Here is a 14,870-nt window from a genome sequence, read left to right on the forward strand (position 1 = left end):
AATCAGCATGGGCACGGGCACTACGCTCCAACCGGTTAGCTTGCCCAGATTTTCGCTCATTTCGACGAAGTCCGGCACTCCGCCGCGCCCCAGGTCCAGCTTGTCGAGCCCGCGCATGAACGCTGAGACGGCGCGTCCCGGCAGCACTTTCATCTGGCGCGCGAAGAGGTCGTCCCAGATCGCATCGTCCTCGCTGTCGTAGCTCGTCTGCTCGGGCTCCAGCCAGTCTTCGCCCAGATGGTTCGGCTTCTGGAGCGGTGCGGTAAACACGTCTTGGGGCATTTCGGGAAGCTGCGCGTAATTGGCAGCGGCGGATGCTTTGTCGAGTGCGATAGTAGCCATGGCCTTCCCCTATAACCCAAATGCTTCCAAAAGGTGCGCATTTCTAACGGGGATTGGCATGGGAAAGCTGAAAGGCAAGGATTACCGGCACCTGCTGCGTCCGCTGGAAGAGGAATTGGTGGGTATGGCCCGCTGGGCACGCGAAACAGGGCAGCGCATCTGTGTGCTGTTCGAGGGGCGTGATACGGCGGGCAAGGGCGGCGCGATCCGGGCGGTAAGCCAGCGCCTCAATCCGCGTCAATGCCGGTGGTGGCACTGCCGAAGCCTGACGAGCGGGCGCAAACGCAATGGTATTTCCAACGCTATGTCCGGCATTTGCCTGCCGCCGGGGAAATAGTATTGTTCGACCGCAGCTGGTACAATCGTGCCGGCGTCGAAAAGGTGATGGGGTTTGCGTCGAACGAGGAGGTTGCGCGCTTCCTGAACGAGGCACCGTGCTTTGAACGGATGCTGGTGGATGACGGTATTCTGCTGTTCAAATACTGGCTGGCAACCGATCAGGACCGGCAGGAAGAGCGGCTGGCAGAACGTCTGGAAGATCCGCTCAAACGCTGGAAACTGTCACCGATGGACCTCGCCGCACGCGAGAAATACGCCGAATACAGCGACGCGCGCGAGACGATGCTGCGGGCTACGCATACCGACCATGCACCGTGGACGCTGGTAAATTTCAACGACCAGAAGCGCGGGCGGCTGACCCTGATCCGCGATTTGCTCGATCGCTTGCCAAACTACGACATCGCGCCGCCCGATATCGTCTTCCCACCCCTCGGCCATGAGCCGCTGGTGGAGGAATATCGCGTGGTCGCACCGCTGAAAGATTATGTGGTGGAATAGGTGGACCTTCCTACCGCGCCAGCTCGAACACCGCCGCCATGCCCTGACCGCCGCCGATGCACATGGTTTCCAGCCCGAAACGCACGTGGCGGCGCTTCATTTCGTATGCCATATCAGCAAGGATACGCAGGCCGGTCGCGCCGATGGGGTGACCAAGCGAGATGCCCGATCCGTTGACGTTGACGAGATCGCGGCGCGAATCGTCATCGGCCCAGCCCCAACCCTTCATGACTGCGAGCGCCTGCGGCGCGAACGCCTCGTTCAGTTCGACAAGACCGATATCATCCCAGCTGCGTCTTCCGCGCGCGAACAGGCGGTCAACCGCCGGCACCGGGCCGATGCCCATGCGCGAGGGGTCACATCCGGCGGCAGCCCAGCTGTAGAACCATAGGATCGGAGTAAGGCCCAGTTCCTCGACCTTGTCCTCCGCCACCACCAGGCACCCGGCGGCGGCGTCGTTTTGCTGGCTGGCATTACCCGCGGTGACAACTGCGTCAGGATTGTCGCGTCCTTCGATGGCGCGCAGCTTCCCAAGCGTTTCCATGGTCGCATCGGTGCGAAAACCTTCATCGCGGACAAAGGAGATGGGATCGCCTTTGCGCTGCGGCACGTCGACCGGGACCAGCTGTTCGTCAAACTTCCCCGCATCCCATGCTGCGGCAGCGTTCTGATGACTGCGAACCGCAAAAGAGTCGGATGCCTCACGCGTGATGCCGTAATCCTGCGCCAGGTTCTCCGCGGTCTCGATCATGCCACTGATAACGCCGAACCGTTCGATCGGCTGGCTCATCAACCGCCGCGCGTCAAGCGGTCCCACAGCGCCATGTCGCCCATTCGCGCGCCGTGGCGGGCTTTCGTGGTGTAATGTTCCACGTTGGACATCGATTCCACGCCGCCTGCCAGCACGCAATCTGCCGCGCCGGTCTGCACCATCATCGCCGCATTGACGACCGCCTGCAGCCCGCTGCCGCAGCGCCGGTCCAGCTGATAACCGGGCACGGAGATCGGCATGCCCGCCGCCAGCCAGCTCCAGCGCCCGATGGCCGGCGCTTCGCCGCTACCATACCCTTGGCTGAAGATCACATCGTCCACGCGTTCGGGATCGACGCCGCTTCGCTCCACCAGCGCTTTGATGATGATCGCCCCGAGCGCGCCAGCCTCCAGCGGGGCCAAGGTGCCAAGGAACTTGCCGACCGGCGTGCGAAGCGGAGTGCAGATGGCGGCGCGGCGGAGTGCGGTCATGTCGGTTTCCTGTCTGAAAGGCCACGGTTCCTGCGTCGACCAGCGCGCCGATCTGGCCGGAGGATAGCCCCAGCCGTTCGGCGAGCACTTCTTCGCTATGCTGGCCGTTGTAAGGCGCGGCTTCGGGGTTACCACGATCCTGCGCGGGTATGTTGGCGATGGGGGCCGGGGCGGGATAGGCGAACCCGCTGGGATTGGCGGGGGGGGGCCGAACAACGGGTTGTTGGCAACCAGCTCAGGATCGGTCGAGGCTTCGTGCATAGTCCGGTATCTCTCGAACGTCGCACCCGCCTTACCAAGTGCCTGCGCAATGTTGGCATAATCCATCTTGCTCGCCCGATCCTGTACCAGTGCGAACAGCGCCTCGCGGTGGGTGAAGCGATTGTGGTCGCTGCGCGCGAAACTCACGCCTTCGCTGGCTTCAATGGCTGCGACACCATCGGCGATATCGAACGCGGCGATGGTTGCCGCCCACTGTTTGTGCGTTAGCGCGGCGACCATGAAGCGGATGTTGTCACGGCTGCGGAAATCGGTGCCGAACGCGCCCCAGATGGCGTTGCCAAGCCGCTGGCGATCATCGCCGCGATACAGCATTTCCGCCATCGCGCCGGAATTGGCGACCGTCCCCATCATAACATCGCCCAGCGGCACCCGCACCTCGCCGCCCCCGCCGGTCGCATCGCGGTGGCGCAGCGCCGCCATCAGCGCGAAGGCAGAATAGGCACCCGTGATGAAGTCCCATGCGGGCAGCACTTGGTTGACTGGCGGGGCGGTGTCAGCGCCCCATTCCGCCGGGCCGGTCATCAGCGGATATCCGCTCGCGCGGCGTTGACGGTAAAATCCATCGCCTGACGCCCGTCTGGCCAGCCCATGATACGCAAGGTGATCATGTCGGCGCGTTTGGCCGCCAGTTTTTTCATGGTCGAGGAAACTGCCATTCGGGATGTTGGTAATCAGCTGGCCGGTCGCGGCGGACAACTCCACCAGCAATTCGCGCCCCTCACTGCTGCGCAGGTCCAGCGCGACCGATTTCTTGGCCCGGTTGAGGTTTTCCCCAAGCGAGCGAACGGCCCTCCTCGGTCAGCATATACCGGTCGTAATCCAGCCCGCCGCCGATCTGGTCCACCCGGATGACTTCGGCACCCATTTGCGCGAGATAAAGTCCGGCAGTAGGGGAAGCGACGAAGCTGGACGCTTCGATGATCGAGAGGTCGGAGAGAAGGTTATACATTTTTGTTTGGGGCCCTGCGGGCGGAACCCATCCCGGGTTCCTTGCTTCCTCGCATAAGCTCGGGCGGCCCGTCGGGCCTTGCGGTCCGCTGGTCGCGGACCGAACTTGCGCCAAGCTACATAGGTAGTCCGTTTCCAGGTCACGGCAGTCATAGGCCCAAAGGACCGCCCGCAGCGAAGCGAGGATAGCCCAGCCGTACTGACAGACACATCAACCCTCAACTCTCGGCCGCGAACTGCCGCAGCATGTTCTTCCGCGATGACCAGCTGCAGGATCTGCGTGGTTCCTTCGTAAATGCGGTAGATGCGGCTGTCGCGGAAGAAGCGTTCGGCCTCGTATTCGGCCAGATAGCCCGCGCCGCCGTAGATCTGCACGCAGCGGTCTGCCACACGGCCGGCACATTTCGGATGCGAAATCTTGGCGGCAGCCGCCTTGATAATGGCGGGGCCATTATTAGCCTTGGCCGCGGCGTCGCGGATCATGCATTCACTCGCGTAAATTTCCGCCTTGCTGTCGGCCAGCATGGCCTGGATCAATTGGAACTGGCTGATGGAATCGCCGAATGCCTTGCGTTCGGTCGAATATTTTAGCGCGCTGTCGAGGATGCGCTTGGCATAGCGGCGCTGGCGGCGGCAACGGACAGGCGGCCATTATCGAGGCTCTGCATGGCGGTGGCGAAACCGCGGCCTTCCTCCCCACCCAGAAGCGCGCTGCCCGGCAGTTTGACATCATCGAAATACAGGTCGCCGATATGGCTGCCTTCCTGCCCCATCTTCTTGTCGGACTTGCCGCGCGCGATACCGTCGGTGTCCATTTCGACGAGGAAGGCGCTGACATGGGCGTTCTTGGCCTGATTGTCTTCTCCGTGCGCGCCATGATCAGGCCGATCTTCGCAAACGGGGCGTTGGTGATGTAGCGTTTCGCACCCGTTCAGCACGTAACCATTGCCGCTGCGCGTGGCGGTGGTCTGCATCCGCTGCGCTGTCCGATCCGCTGCCCGGTTCGGTCAGGCCGAAACAGGCGATTTCGCCCCGCTGCCAGCCGGGCAGATACTCCGCCTTTTGTTCGTCGGTGCCGTTTTTCTTGATGGCGGAACACACCATGCCGAGGTTGATGGAGGTCAGGCTGCGATATGCCGGAAGCGCATAGCTGAGCACGCGGATCGCCTCGACATATTGCGGCACGTTCATGCCTGCACCACCATACTCCTCCGGCATAGTGAGTCCGAACAGGCCCATGCCGCGCATTTCGTCCTGCAGATCCTCGGGGATCATATTGTCTGCGATGACCTGCGATTCGGCAGGGATAAGCCGTTCGCGCACATAGCGCTGGAGCTGCTCGATGAACTGGTCGAAAGTCTCGGCGTCCATGCCGTTTTCAGATGGGATGGCGGTCATGGGGCAAGCTCCTCCGGCGTGGCTTCTGGGTCAGGATTTGTGGCGTCATGGTTTGTTTCAACGGAACCTTGTTCAGGCGCGTTACCGACGACCGCCGGGTCGAGCCGTCCGGCCTCGACCATCTCGGCCGCCTCGTCCAGCGCGCGCGCTTCGCCCACGGTCACGCCGCCTTCGCCAGGATCGGTATCGGCCGGGCCGCATGCGGCGACGAAGATTGTTGCGGTAAGGGCGGCGCACATGCGCGCGCGGCGAGCAGTCCGAGAACGGTTTCATTCACCGCACTCTATTGCCGTTTGGACAAAAGAAAAGGCGGACGAAGCACCCCATGATGCTGCGTCCGCCCTGTTTCTGCGATGCCGTAACGGCAACGGTGTTATTCTTACCGGTTCACCCGTTCAGCCTGCGAGCCGTTCACCGCACTTTGCATGTCCTGCGCATTGTCGCGTGCTTCTTCGCGGACCCGGTCGGTAGTGTCCCGGGCAGCCGCGGCAGCTGCTGCCTGCGCGCGAGCGGCGACGTCCTGCGCCTGTGTACCGGCGGCTTCTGCGCGGTCGATCTGGCGTTCCGTGACGACTGCTTCATTTGCAGTCGTGGCCGGAGCGACTGAGGTGTTGGAAGCATCCGCGTCCAGATCTTCGACCGGCTCTTCCTCCACAGTTTCGAGCGCCACGTCGGCGGGCATTTCGACCGTATCGGCTTCGGCTTCAACCGAGGCATCATCGGTATCGCCGCACGCAGCCAATACCAGCGCGAGGGAAGAGATGGCGGTAATTTTCAACGCAAACTTCATGGGACTGACCCTTTTTACCAAATGCCGCCTCCATGCTGGCTGGCGGCTTCGCAAACGCTGAATAGCGCAAGCACAACCGGCAATCAAGGGAATGCGTTATGTCACCTGTTCGCGTTACGGAGGAGGGTATGGGATAAGCGGTGGCGCAGACGTTTCATCGCGCCGTCCCATCTGTCAAAGCGCAGAATGGACAACGCGCCCGGCACCACTGCACCCCTGACCACAGGCGAGAACGCCGGTGCCGATGCCGGAGCTAGCGCGAATTTCGCGCCGCTTACTCTGGACGCCGCGCGTGCACGATTGCGCGAATTGTTCGGATTTACCGGTTTTCGCGGTCGGCAGGAGGATGTGCTTGCTCGCGTGCTGGCGCGGCAGTCCACCCTGGCGGTCATGCCCACCGGTGCAGGCAAATCGCTGACCTACCAATTGCCCGCCACCATGATGCACGGGACCTGCATCGTGATCAGCCCACTGATCGCGCTGATGCATGATCAGCTGCGTTCCGCCCGCGCCAATGGCATCCGTGCGGCCACGCTGACCAGCGCGGATGCCGACTGGCGAGAAACGCAGGACGCGTTCCGGAATGGCGAGCTGGACCTGCTGTATGTCGCGCCCGAACGCGCCAGCCAGCAGGGGTTTCGCAATCTGATTTCCGCCGCGCCGCTATGCATGTTCGCCATCGACGAGGCGCATTGTGTGTCCGAATGGGGCCACGATTTCCGCCCCGATTATCGCCAGCTCCGCCCGATGATGAACGCCTTTCCGGATGTGCCCCGGCTGGCGCTGACGGCTACCGCCGATGCCCACACCCGCGGCGACATCATGGCCCAGCTGGGAATTCCCGATGACGGGCTGGTCATCGCAGGTTTCGATCGGCCCAATATCCGCTACGCTATCGATCACCGCGATAGCGTCTCTCGCCAGCTGACTAATTTGATGGCCGCGCATCCCGGCCCAGGCATCGTGTACGCCCCTACCCGCCGCAAGGTTGAGGACATTGCTGAGAAGTTGGCGGCGGCAACCGGCCGCCCGGTTCGCCCGTATCACGCCGGGCTTGATCCCGAAGTCCGGCAGGCCAATCAGGCCGCTTTCGTCGAGTCCGAAGACATGGTGATCGTGGCCACTATTGCGTTCGGAATGGGCATCGACAAACCCGATGTGCGCTTCGTTGCCCATGTCGGCATCCCCAAATCAATCGAGGCCTATTACCAGGAAACGGGCCGTGCGGGCCGTGACGGCGATCCGGCGCAAGCCGCGATGTTCTGGGGCGCAGGCGATTTCGCGCAGGCCCGGCAGCGGCTGGGCGAGCTCGATGAAAGCCGCCAGCAATCCGAACGCACGCGGCTGGATGCGCTCGCCGGACTGGTGGAAACGCCGGGTTGCCGCCGGGCGGTATTGCTGCGCCATTTCGGTGAGGACCCGCCCGAACGCTGTGGCAATTGCGACAATTGCATCGAAGCGCCGGCAGTGGCCGATGTGACGCAGCTGGCGCGCAAATTGCTTTCCGCCGTTTATCGCACGGGACAAAGCTTCGGCTTCGGCCATCTGGCCAAGGTGCTGACCGGCAATGAAGACGAACGCGTGCGCCAGCGCGGGCATGACAAATTGAGCGTGTTCGGCATTGTGGACGGGGATGATGCGGTTCTACTGCAACCGCTGAGCCGGGCATTGCAAGCGCGTGGCTCGCTTGTTTCGACCGAGCATGGCGGGCTGGCGCTGGGCGGTGATGCGCGCGACATCCTGACCGGCGGACAAACGGTCGAAATGGTGATGCCGCCCAAGCGTGCACGGCGATCCGGCGGACGCGGACGGCGCGGCGCGAACGAGGCCAATCCGATCGGCGATCCGTTGTTCGAGGCGTTGCGCGATTTGCGTCGCACGCTCGCAAGCGAGGCGCAAGTCCCGCCTTATCTCGTATTCGGTGACGCGGCGTTGCGCGAAATGGTCAAGGCGCGCCCCACGACGGTGGCGGAGTTTGGGCAAATCAGCGGTGTGGGGGCGAAGAAGCTGGACGCATTCGGCGATGCATTCCTGGCGGTCATCCGGCAATATTGACAAACTGCCGGCTCCTGATAAATATGATATCATAATTATATCAGGAGCAGAAACTATGTCCGACACTCAATCCGCCCCGGTGCCGCGCGCGAAAGGCGCGATGAACGTCAGCGAGGAAAGGCCGTCCAGTACTTTTAACGGCTATATGATGTTGCTGGTGCTACTTGGTGTGGCGGCGATCGGCTTCCTCATTATGTGGGCCGGTTTTCCGGGTGTCGGGGCTGGTAAGGGTACCAAGCTGCTGTTTGCCGGATCGATCGTCGGTACGATCCTTGCGCTGTGTCTCGTTGCCGCGGGCTTCTTCATGATCCAGCCCAATCAGGCCGCCGCAATTACGCTGTTCGGCGAATATCGCGGCAGCGAACGGACCGAGGGTTTGCGCTGGGTATGGCCATGGATGATGCGCCAGAAAGTGTCCGTCCGGGCGCGTAACGTGCATTCGGACCGGGTCAAGATCAACGATCTGCGCGGCAATCCCATCGAAATTGCCTGCAATGTGGTGTGGCGCGTGGTCGATACCGCGCAGGCTAGCTTCGATGTCGACGACTATAAGGAATTCGTGAACATCCAGATCGAGGCAGGTCTGCGCACTGTCGGTTCGCGCCATCCCTATGACGATTTCGAAGGCGAAGCAGTAACACTGCGCGGCGGCGCGGAAACCATCAATCGCGAATTGCTGGAAGAACTGAACGAACGCCTTCGTGTCGCCGGCATCCTGGTGGATGAGGCGGGCCTTACGCACCTTGCCTACGCGCCGGAAATTGCCAGTGCCATGCTGCGCCGCCAGCAAGCAGAAGCCGTGGTGGCCGCGCGCAAGACCGTCGTGATCGGTGCGGTCGGTATGGTGGACGATGCGCTGACCAAGCTGTCCGACGATGGCATTGTGGAAATGGACGACGAACGCCGCGCGGCCATGGTGTCGAACCTGATGGTGGTGCTGTGCAGCGACCGTGACGCACAGCCGGTGGTGAATTCCGGCTCGCTCTACCAGTAGGCGGAAGGTCGCGCGCGTTCATTTATGGCGAAAAAACCCCAGAAGAAGGCCTTTGCCCTGCGGCTCGATCCGGCAGTCCATGCCGCGATCGAGCGGCTGGCCGCGACTGAATTGCGTTCCGCCAACGCGCAAATCGAGATGATGCTGCGCGATGCCCTAAAGACCCGTGGAATAGATGTACCGACAAGCAAGCCCGCCCGGCGGGGGCGTCCGCCCAAACCAGAAACCGATGCAAAGGAATGACCCGATGGATATTACCAAAGCTGCAATCGCAACAATTGCCCTTATGTCGAGCAGCGTTCTGATGGCGCATGACGCCCGGCCTATCACCGCTGCAGGACCGGACGGCGAACTTGCCGGAACGCTTCTTGCTCCAGCCGAAGGCAAGCCGCTGGTGCTGATAATCCCTGGCTCTGGACCGACCGACCGCGATGGCAACAGCCCGCTTGGCATAAGCGCCTCGACCTATCGGATGTTGGCAGAGGATCTGGCGGCGCGCGGTATCGGGTCCCTCAGAATCGACAAGCGCGGAATGTTCGGCAGCGCGGCAGCGGTAAAGGACGCCAACGCGGTTACGATCGACGATTATGTTCAGGATATCGCTGCATGGATTGCCGCCGCCCGCATGGAAACGAGTGCGGAATGCATCTGGCTGGCCGGGCATAGCGAGGGTGGTCTGGTAGCGCTTTCGGCAGCTGGCGAAGTGGACAACCTGTGCGGTCTCATACTGATCGCCGCACCAGGCCGGCCGCTGGGCATGATAATGCGCGAACAGTTTACAGCCAACCCGATGAACGCGCCGATCCTGCCGGATGCCATGGCGGCGATCGATGCGCTGGAAGCCGGCGAGCGGGTGGATGTCAGTGCAATGCATCCGGCGCTGCAGGGGGTGTTCGCACCGCAAGTGCAGGGGTTTCTGATCGACCTGTTTGCGCGCGATCCGGCTGCGCTGATTGCGGATACCGATTTGCCGGTACTGATCGTGCAGGGTGAAGCCGACATTCAAGTTGCGAGTGCCGATGCAAAAGCGCTTTCTACCGCGCAACCCGTTGCGCGATTTGCCAGCCTGCCCGGCGTAAATCATGTGCTGAAAGATGTGGGGAATGCCGACCGGGCGCAGAATATGGCCAGCTATGCCAATCCGGAACTACCCATCGCCCCAACTGTAACCGTTGCCATCGCCGACTTCGTTTTGGACCAACAGGAGTAGATCGATGAGCGGGTTCTTCGAGGAAGGCGACTGGTTCGCACCCAAACGGTTCGGTTACGGAGCGGGTATGCCGATCGCGTGGCAGGGCTGGGTGCTGCTTGGCGGGTTCATCGCGCTGGCGATCGGCGCGGGACTGCTGGCGGAGTACATTCCCGATATCGGTCCTGTCATCGCCTTGGCAGTACTGATTCCTGCCACCATCGTCTTCCTTGTCATAGCTGCGCGGCGAACCAGAGGCGGTTGGCGCTGGCGCTGGGGTTTGCGCAACAAAGACAGCGAGTAAATCTGGCTTAGCGCCCCGTTAACCCTTTTCCCGTAAGCCGGGCAGTATGGAAAGTTTTGTCATGCCCCGACCCGCCAAATTGCCTTCCCGCCTGTCCGCGCAGAAGGCGAGCCGCCCATCGACAACGATGTCGCTCTTGTTGGCGGCCACTGCCATTGCGGCTATTCCGGCTGCCGCCGTTCTGGCCCAGCCAGCCAATTCCGGCTCGCCCTTCACAGTGGTCGAAAGCGGGCGCAGCTTCGGCACTATCCAGCAGGCCGTTGACACCATCGGCAATGGAACCGGGACTATCGCGATCGCGCCGGGCGAACACCGCCAATGCGCGGTACAAAGCGAAGGGTCGATCGCATATTTTGCTGTACAGCCCGGCACCGCCATTTTTGACGGCGTCGCGTGCCAGGGCAAGGCCGCGCTGGTGCTCGGCGGGCGTGAAGCAAGCGTTTCCGGCCTGATCTTCCGCAAGATGGCGGTGCCCGATTTCAACGGGGCAGGCATCCGTCTGGAAGGCGGCAACCTTACCGTGTCACAAAGCTGGTTCATGGATAGCCAGCAGGGCATTCTCGCCAATAACGATCCGGCATCGCGCATCGTTATCGACAAATCGACTTTCAGCGGGCTTGGCACCTGCGAAGGCCCGGGTGGATGCGCGCATTCCATTTATATCGGCAATTACGGCCATTTGCGCGTCACGCGCAGCCGGTTCGAGCGCGGCACGGGTGGGCATTATGTGAAGTCACGCTCGGCACGCGTGGACATTGCCTCCTCCAGTTTCGATGACGCCAATGGCCGCGGTACAAATTACATGATCGACCTGCCCGCAGGGTCTGTCGGCCAAATTACCAACAACTGGTTCGTGCAGGGCCAGAACAAGGACAATTACAGCGCCTTCATCGCAGTGGGTGCGGAAACGATTTCGCACAGCAGCGCCGGACTTCAGATTGCCGGCAACGATGCGCGCTTCGCGCCGACCGTACGCCGCGAATCGACCTTCGTGGCGAACTGGACAGACGATAAACTTGCTATTGGTGACAATACGCTGGCGCCGGGTCTGAAGGTTACCGACCGACGCTAAAGTCAATCCATTCCGGCACTTTGCGCTGCTTCGCCGGTTGTTAGGGTGAAGGAGCGATACGATGGCAGGTGGTTGGGCGCGCGATGGCGCGGTGCAGGATCAGATCGACGATACGGTGAATGACGCGGTCGCCGCGGCAAGGGCCAGGCTGAAAGCGACAGAATCGCGCAAAAGCGCGGAATATTGCGACGATTGCGGAGAAGACATCCCGGACAAGCGCCGCAATGCGCTGCCCGGCGTGAGGACCTGTGTCGCTTGCCAGTCCGCCCGCGACGCGTCAGTGCGCCATTCCGCCATCAATCGGCGCGGCAGCAAGGATTCCCAGCTTCGATGATCACTTACCTGCGCGAAGGTTTCGCATGAGCAAGCCGTTTATCTGGCTGCAACACGCCCTGCCGCAACTCGGTCTCACCCGCTTTGCCGGACGGGTGGCTGCGAGCGAGAAGCCATGGATACGCGACCGCCTGATCGACCGGTTCGTGCGTGCTTACAACGTCGATATGGACGAGGCTGAGCGCGACATCGGCGATTTTGCCAGCTTCAACGACTTTTTTGCGCGTAGCCTGAAACCGGGCGCGCGGCCGCTGGCCGATGCCGCCACCCACGTGCTTTGCCCCGCCGATGGCGAAGTCAGCCAGCTCGGTACCATCCGCGACGGCCGGATCGTGCAGGCCAAGGGGCACGAATATACGGTTGCCGAACTGTTGGGCGGGGATGAAGCCCTGGCGGCCAGGTTTCATCAGGGTGACTTCATCACGATCTATCTCAGCCCCAGCGATTACCACCGGGTACACATGCCAGCTGCAGGAACGCTTCAGAGCACGAGCTATGTGCCGGGCGATCTGTTCAGCGTGAACCAGACTACGGCTGCCAATGTGCCCGGCCTGTTCGCCCGCAACGAACGCCTGTCCTGCGTGTTCGATAGCGAGCTTGGCACAATGGCCAGCGTGATGGTCGGCGCGATGATCGTGGCCGGTATCGAGACCGTCTGGGGCGGGCGTGTCGAACCGCCAGAACGCGGGCGCGGCAAACGCCTGCACCGCGAAACACCCGGTCGTGCGACGCGGCTGGATGCGGGCGCCGAGATGGGCCGGTTCCTGCTCGGCTCGACCGTTGTGCTGTTGTTCGAACAGGAGAAAATCGAATTTCTGCCGCAGTTCAAACCCGGCAGCAAAACCCGCATGGGCGAGGCGCTGGCACGCCGATTATAGGCAGAGGCGGCTCTATTCGAGCAGATGCCCCGACCGGTCGCGTTTGGTTGCCAGATATCGTGTATTGTGCGGGTTGTCTGGCAGTTGGTGCGGCACCCGTTCTACAGTGGTCACACCGGCTTCTATCAACGCGTCGACTTTGCGCGGATTGTTGGTCAGCAGACGGATCGCGGGAACACCCAGCAGTTCCAGCATTCTGGCGGCCGTGCCGAAATCGCGGGATTCGTCGGGCAGACCCAGCCGTTGGTTGGCATCCACCGTATCGAACCCCTCATCCTGCAAACGGTAAGCGCGCAGTTTGTTGACGAGCCCGATGCCGCGCCCTTCCTGCCGCATATACAACAGAACGCCCCAGCCGCCATTATCCGCCGCCTCCTGCGCCATTTGCGCCAGCGCCGCGTCGAGCTGCGGGCCGCAATCGCATTTCAGGCTGCCGAGCGCGTCCCCCGTCAGGCATTCGGAATGCAGCCGGACCAGCGGCACGCGGTCGCCGCTCTGCTGCCCCATCACCAATGCGACGTGCTCTCGCAGATCGTCGGCGCTGCGGAAGGCGATGATCTGCGCGTCCGCAGATGCCGTGACCGGCAGTTTCGCGCGTGTGACGATGACCAGCCGATCCCGGTCTGCGAGATGGGCAATGTCCGCCGGATCGAAAGGCTGCGCTTCGCCTGCATCACTTGAATCGACCAGAAAAGCCGGGAGAATTCCGGCGATGCGGGCCAGTTCCAGCGCGGCGATGGCGGCTTCTTCGAAGTCCAGCGTCTCCGCGACAAACGGCCCCTTCAACGGCGCAGCAAGATCCAGCGCCGGATCGGCTATCGGCAGGGCGGCGCGCAAATCGAACGCTTCTGCTCCGCGTATCAGGACCGGCGCATTCGGCTCCGCCGCAGCCCGCTGATTGGTGAGTTTGAGCGTTGCTGCACGGGCAGACGAAACCAGCATCCGGCCTGCCTTCGCCTGCGAAGCCACTGCGGTTTCGACCGGTAGCAAGACCGGACCGGCGGCAAGCGCAATAGGCCAGCCGTGGCGCAACGCATCCACCGCCTGCGCCGCCCGTCTCGCAGGAGAGGGGCCCGGGATTGGGGTGCCTGTCCCGCTCAGAGGTCGAACCCGGTAATCAGCGGTATGTGATCGGACGGTTTCTCCCACCCGCGCGCCTCTTCAAGCACGCTGTGCGATACCGCCTGTTTGGCAAGTTCGGGGCTGGCCCACATATGGTCGAGCCGCCGCCCGCGATCGCCCTTGGTGTAATCTTTCGCGCGATAGGACCACCACGAGAAATAGCGTTGGGGATCGGCAATGAATTCGCGGCCCAAATCGATCCAGCCATGCGCATCCTGGAACCGCTTCAGTGTTTCCACTTCCAGCGGCGTATGGCTGACCACTTTCAGCAATTGTTTGTGGCTCCAGACATCGCTTTCCAACGGGGCGATGTTGAAGTCGCCTACGATCAGCGTGGGTTTGTCGAGCGCATCTGCCCATTCGGTCATGCGGCCCAGAAAATCGAGCTTCTGGCCGAATTTGGGGTTCACCGCCCGGTCGGGAACATCACCGCCAGCGGGCACGTAGACATTCTCGATAAACATATCCCGCCCCACCAGCTCAACGCCGACGTGACGAGCCTCGCCATTGGCCTGCCAGTCGAGCTTCGAGGATTCGCGGATCGGCAAACGGCTGACCGTGGCTACCCCGTGATACCCCTTCTGCCCGGACAGGGCGACGTGCGGATAACCGGCTTCGGCGAAGGCTTCGAACGGGAAGAATTTCTCCTCCGTCTTGATCTCCTGCAGGCACAGGACATCGGGCGCGTGCTCTTTCAGATAATGCGCAACAATGGGCATACGCAGCCGCACGGAATTGATGTTCCAAGTGGCGACCGTGATATCGGGCGTGACATTGGGGGTGACATTGCTTTGTGGATTTGTGGGCGCGTTCATGGCGCATGCCTTAGGTCGCGGCGCGCATGGCGGCAAGCCGCCACCCCTTCGCGCCTTTCCGCCCGGATGGCTGGCGATTCGGCCTCCCCGAACGACTAGAAACCCCCGCACCGGGGGCATTGGCGCGAGGGCTTCCATTCAGCGTTCGTCACGCTTTTGTACAAGGGGATGCTATGTGGAAGATCAGGGCAACAGGGGGGAAACCCGCCTTCCATCCACCTTGCCCTTTAAGCAATTACGCCTCTTAGCGTTGCCCGCAAATGAACGAG

13 protein-coding genes and 5 pseudogenes are annotated in these 14,870 nt (G+C 62.2%); 9 read left to right on the forward strand and 9 right to left on the reverse strand.

The window, feature by feature from the left end; translation table 11 throughout:
* Positions 1-282 (reverse strand): annotated as a pseudogene (locus HME9302_RS00165) (phenylalanine 4-monooxygenase); the annotation flags it as partial.
* A 118-nt stretch (positions 283-400) separates the two neighbouring features.
* On the opposite strand from HME9302_RS00165, the pseudogene ppk2 reads away from it, so the two are divergent.
* Positions 401-1,179, forward strand: a pseudogene (gene ppk2, locus HME9302_RS00170) (polyphosphate kinase 2).
* A 10-nt stretch (positions 1,180-1,189) separates the two neighbouring features.
* Here ppk2 and HME9302_RS00175 read toward each other — a convergent pair.
* The 6 genes and pseudogenes from HME9302_RS00175 to HME9302_RS00195 all read right to left on the reverse strand — a co-directional run bounded on the left by HME9302_RS00175 (position 1,190) and on the right by HME9302_RS00195 (position 5,839).
* A pseudogene (locus tag HME9302_RS00175) lies at positions 1,190-2,421 on the reverse strand (acetyl-CoA C-acetyltransferase).
* A gap of 279 nt (positions 2,422-2,700) precedes the next feature.
* Positions 2,701-3,441 (reverse strand): annotated as a pseudogene (locus HME9302_RS00180) (CoA transferase); the annotation flags it as partial.
* Positions 3,422-3,652 (reverse strand): CoA transferase, encoded by a 231-nt coding sequence (locus HME9302_RS13465; protein WP_268243467.1) that lies wholly within the window; start codon positions 3,650-3,652, stop codon positions 3,422-3,424. The gene HME9302_RS13465 and the pseudogene HME9302_RS00180, both read right to left, overlap by 20 nt.
* Before the next feature lie 217 nt (positions 3,653-3,869).
* Positions 3,870-5,022: pseudogene (locus HME9302_RS13605) on the reverse strand (acyl-CoA dehydrogenase family protein).
* Positions 5,023-5,045: 23 nt separating this feature from the next.
* The gene (locus HME9302_RS00190) at positions 5,046-5,288 is read right to left on the reverse strand and encodes a hypothetical protein (RefSeq protein ID WP_115365328.1); all 243 of its coding nucleotides are present in this window, start codon (positions 5,286-5,288) and stop codon (positions 5,046-5,048) included.
* 140 nt (positions 5,289-5,428) lie between these two features.
* Positions 5,429-5,839 (reverse strand): hypothetical protein, encoded by a 411-nt coding sequence (locus HME9302_RS00195; RefSeq protein ID WP_181815625.1) that lies wholly within the window; start codon positions 5,837-5,839, stop codon positions 5,429-5,431.
* Positions 5,840-6,025: 186 nt separating this feature from the next.
* On the opposite strand from HME9302_RS00195, the gene recQ reads away from it, so the two are divergent.
* The 8 genes from recQ (at position 6,026) to asd (ending at position 12,664) form a co-directional block, all read left to right on the forward strand.
* Complete coding sequence (recQ, locus tag HME9302_RS00200) at positions 6,026-7,894, forward strand: DNA helicase RecQ (RefSeq protein WP_115365329.1); 1,869 nt, start codon at positions 6,026-6,028, stop codon at positions 7,892-7,894.
* 55 nt (positions 7,895-7,949) lie between these two features.
* The gene (locus HME9302_RS00205) at positions 7,950-8,888 is read left to right on the forward strand and encodes an SPFH domain-containing protein (RefSeq protein ID WP_230079797.1); all 939 of its coding nucleotides are present in this window, start codon (positions 7,950-7,952) and stop codon (positions 8,886-8,888) included.
* A gap of 24 nt (positions 8,889-8,912) precedes the next feature.
* Positions 8,913-9,131: a type II toxin-antitoxin system antitoxin gene (locus tag HME9302_RS00210; protein ID WP_115365330.1), complete on the forward strand. Its 219-nt coding sequence runs from the start codon at positions 8,913-8,915 to the stop codon at positions 9,129-9,131.
* A 4-nt stretch (positions 9,132-9,135) separates the two neighbouring features.
* Positions 9,136-10,098, forward strand: a complete 963-nt coding sequence (locus HME9302_RS00215; RefSeq protein ID WP_115365331.1) for an alpha/beta hydrolase — start codon at positions 9,136-9,138, stop codon at positions 10,096-10,098.
* Positions 10,099-10,102: 4 nt separating this feature from the next.
* A complete protein-coding gene (locus HME9302_RS00220) occupies positions 10,103-10,381 on the forward strand; it encodes a hypothetical protein (protein ID WP_115365332.1) in 279 nt (92 codons plus the stop codon).
* Between the two features lie 46 nt (positions 10,382-10,427).
* Complete coding sequence (locus HME9302_RS00225) at positions 10,428-11,453, forward strand: right-handed parallel beta-helix repeat-containing protein (RefSeq protein WP_407641300.1); 1,026 nt, start codon at positions 10,428-10,430, stop codon at positions 11,451-11,453.
* 61 nt (positions 11,454-11,514) lie between these two features.
* A complete protein-coding gene (locus HME9302_RS00230; protein WP_115365333.1) occupies positions 11,515-11,787 on the forward strand; it encodes a DksA/TraR family C4-type zinc finger protein in 273 nt (90 codons plus the stop codon).
* A gap of 25 nt (positions 11,788-11,812) precedes the next feature.
* Entirely contained in the window at positions 11,813-12,664 is an 852-nt protein-coding gene (asd, locus tag HME9302_RS00235) for an archaetidylserine decarboxylase (protein ID WP_115365334.1), read from the forward strand.
* Between the two features lie 12 nt (positions 12,665-12,676).
* On the opposite strand, the gene ribA is transcribed toward asd, so the two are convergent.
* Both ribA and xth read right to left on the reverse strand, forming a co-directional pair.
* The gene (gene ribA / locus HME9302_RS00240; RefSeq protein WP_115365335.1) at positions 12,677-13,705 is read right to left on the reverse strand and encodes a GTP cyclohydrolase II; all 1,029 of its coding nucleotides are present in this window, start codon (positions 13,703-13,705) and stop codon (positions 12,677-12,679) included.
* A gap of 56 nt (positions 13,706-13,761) precedes the next feature.
* On the reverse strand, positions 13,762-14,601 hold the full coding sequence (gene xth, locus HME9302_RS00245) for an exodeoxyribonuclease III (protein WP_115365336.1): 840 nt from the start codon (positions 14,599-14,601) through the stop codon (positions 13,762-13,764).
* Between the last annotated feature and the right edge of the window lie 269 nt (positions 14,602-14,870).

Source organism: Alteripontixanthobacter maritimus, from assembly GCF_003340475.1.
Taxonomy (GTDB): Bacteria; Pseudomonadota; Alphaproteobacteria; order Sphingomonadales; family Sphingomonadaceae; genus Alteripontixanthobacter; species Alteripontixanthobacter maritimus.